Genomic DNA, 663 nt, shown 5'->3' with positions numbered 1-663 from the left:
CGTTCTGGGTCGAAAGACAAAGTTTGTTCCTTTTCCCTGGTTGATCTTCCGATTGTCTGCACCTTTTTCCGAGCTTGCGCGTGGAATGTGCGAGATGCGTTACCTCTGGAACACAGATCACGCCTTGTCCAAATTTCGACTGACGCAGCTTCTTACTGACTTCGAGGTGACGCCATTGGAGAATGTTCTTCAAAATGTATTGCGAAACAAAATCGCTTAAGCGTTTTTTGCGGACAATAGGGACGGAGGACCCCCGTAAAAGGTCTCTGCGACTCAGCGAATCGGAAGGCTCACATCGGTGTGGCTGAAATACGTAGAGTAGTGACAAATGGCGGGCAAGTCGGTCGCGTTTGGCGACGCCATGAGCAACATGCGCTCAAGAGCAAGCGACCAACCGGAACAAAAACCGGGTCTCCGGTCGGATCCTACGAAGCCGGCCAACATCAAGCCAGCGCCCGAATCTGAGGTCCATCGTCTGAGAGTCCCCGGGTGAATTCAGTCTTTTTTCATGTTGCTGTCAGGTTTGTCGCGCGGTTTCGGATTAGATGACAGTCCACGATCAGGTGCTGGGTGTGCTTTGCGGGCACAGCACGGTTAAATATTTAGGATTGTATCGCTTTGACACGACATCACTTTGAAACAAAGGGCCCTGACAGCGATGAC

Annotated in this window: 1 pseudogene; it reads left to right on the top strand. The window is 51.4% G+C overall.

What is annotated here, in order from left to right:
* Window positions 1-220, top strand: a pseudogene (locus tag ACR0CW_RS23190) (epimerase); the annotation flags it as partial.
* Between the last annotated feature and the right edge of the window lie 443 nt (window positions 221-663).

The organism is Ruegeria sp. CH6, from assembly GCF_056537005.1.
The sequence above is the reverse complement of the archived record's forward strand: the minus strand, read 5'-3'. Positions and strand labels throughout refer to the sequence as shown.